At 37.0% G+C, this 2,069-nt stretch carries 3 protein-coding genes; all 3 read left to right on the top strand.

Annotation, left to right across the window (positions count from 1 at the left end):
* The first annotated feature begins 459 nt into the window (after window positions 1-459).
* Complete coding sequence (locus F6K13_RS30260; protein ID WP_124146747.1) at window positions 460-675, top strand: hypothetical protein; 216 nt, start codon at window positions 460-462, stop codon at window positions 673-675.
* 17 nt (window positions 676-692) lie between these two features.
* On the top strand, window positions 693-1,043 hold the full coding sequence (locus F6K13_RS30255) for a type II toxin-antitoxin system VapC family toxin (RefSeq protein WP_240039132.1): 351 nt from the start codon (window positions 693-695) through the stop codon (window positions 1,041-1,043).
* Window positions 1,044-1,287: 244 nt separating this feature from the next.
* Window positions 1,288-1,725, top strand: coding sequence for a hypothetical protein (locus F6K13_RS30250; protein WP_124146745.1), 438 nt, complete (start codon window positions 1,288-1,290; stop codon window positions 1,723-1,725).
* Window positions 1,726-2,069: the final 344 nt, after the last annotated feature.

The following is a 2,069-nucleotide window of genomic DNA, read 5'->3' as shown; positions in this document are numbered from 1 at the left end:
ATAGACGTAGACCTATCCTGAAATCCCGCTTCCTACGCTAAAACGGCGTAGTAAGGGTTTGAGGACTTTTTTAGTTATGTTAATTGACAAAGACTTAAATGTAAGTATAGAGTGTAGAGATGCGGTTAGCTTGACCGTTAATGCCTGTGGATGAGTAACCGCCGACGGCCTCAGCAGAAGCAGGAAGTAAACATCAATTTGTTACGTTATGTGACGCTTTGTATCAGTTTTATGAAGCAGATATCAAGACTTACGCAAAACCATCACATCTAGTAGGGGCGTTAACGATAGTTATGCGAAGCATAACTATCGTTAACGCCCCTACAAATGGTGTATAATTTCCTTTTTTGCGTAAGTCCTGGAGATATCAGGACTTACGCAGGGACTCTACATATAGAAAGGGCGAATACCATTCTCCCTAGCTATTTGAAAAGTTTATCCATAGATTAGGAGAAAATTATGCGGAATTTTAAGAAGAAAATAGTTACTGATGAAACTATGCGCCCTGTAGCAGTTTTGATTGACTATCAAGACTGGCAAGAAATTGAAAAGTTATTGGCTGCTTGTGAGTTAAAAGTGGAAGAACAAAAGGTAGATTTGGCTGAGTATGCAGGCACAATAAAATTAAGTATAGACCCTTTGGAATATCAACAACAAATTAGGGATGAATGGTAGTGACAGAAAATTTAATTGTGCTAAATACAAAACCACATTTGTATTATTTAGGCGGGCGGTTAGTTAACCCTCTACCTGGTGGTAGATATTTTATTTCTATAATTACTGAAATAGAGTTACTCTCTTATCCCAGTTTGACTCCAGTTGAGGAAATACAAATTCGTAATTTTTTGGCTCAAATAACAATAGTTGGTATTGAGAGTCAAATTAAAGATTTAGCGATCGCTTTACGGAAAAGTTACAGGTTGAAACTTCCTGATGCTATTGTGGCAGCAACAGCACAGTTATTGAATGCCAAGTTATTGACAAATGATGCTAAACTGATAAATTTATTAGAGATTAAAACTGAGTCTGTACAAATTTTATGATTGAATAGCTAGACAAGGATGATACTCATGTCTAGCCTTTTGGAGAAGCTGAGTAATTTTCTAACCACAAGTAATACGAATTAGTATTACTTATCTAACTTCTACTCGTCAAATCCTTTTGTCGGTAATTATTTCAGGTAAAATCAGGCATTAAATAAAAATTATCTGGCCAAAATGCCTGATTTGAAGTTAAAATTATCCTGATTTGAAGTTAAAATTATTCCGTAATTAAGTATATCATCTGTTGGAAAATGCGAAGGATGCTGTGTTTGAACTTACTGATGCAGCAATATTAAGCCCTAGTCCTAATTCTCTAGCAGAATTATCTTTGTCACCAGTATTTCGCCGACGATGGCATAGTGTTTACGAAACTCTAGAAGATTTTTATCCATCACGATACAAATTGATGGAAGTTTATATCAAACAGATAACATTGAATCAAAGACCATTATTAGTAGGAGACCATAGTGGTTGGTTGCGACCAGACGCAGTTACCCTTCAAGAAAGAACTTATGAACATACTCCAGGTAGAATAAGAGTCAATCAACCAATAGGGGTAGTTTTTGGATACAGTACTTTGGCTTACATTCCAGAAGAAAAGGGTAGTTGGGCATTACCTTTAGTTCACCAGAGAATAAATGGTGAAATCCAATCTAGGGGTTGTGTTGCTAGGAGAATATGACCCCGGAAATGACGCTCGACAAAATAACTAATTTTAGTGCGGGTGTCGGGGGTGAATTCATTGAGACCGTCGATACAAATTTCTAGGGCATTATTGTAGATGAGATTTTCTAGGAATTTGCGGTCTGTTTGAGAAATGGGGATTTTTGTTTTGATGGAATCAGCATGAGTAGATTTGGCATCTTTTAAATTTTCGTAGTGGGTTGTGAGGAGGTTAATAGACTTGTCGCTTTATAAGGTAAAGTAAAGTTAATAGGGTGTTTGAGATGGGACAATGTTAGATCTGAATCGGGTGCTAAAAGAAGACCGCCTCAGTGCGGGCATTGACTGGACTAAACCGTAAGG

Source organism: Okeania sp. SIO2B9 (genome assembly GCF_010672505.1).
Taxonomy (GTDB): Bacteria; Cyanobacteriota; Cyanobacteriia; order Cyanobacteriales; family Microcoleaceae; genus Okeania; species Okeania hirsuta.
Note: the sequence above shows the minus strand (reverse complement) of the source record. Positions and strands in the feature narration are given on the sequence as shown.

What these genes read in the sequence shown, in the direction of transcription:
- F6K13_RS30260 (WP_124146747.1), top strand. Translation starts at nt 460, where the DNA reads ATGCGGAATTTTAAGAAGAAAATAGTTACTGATGAAACTATGCGCCCT.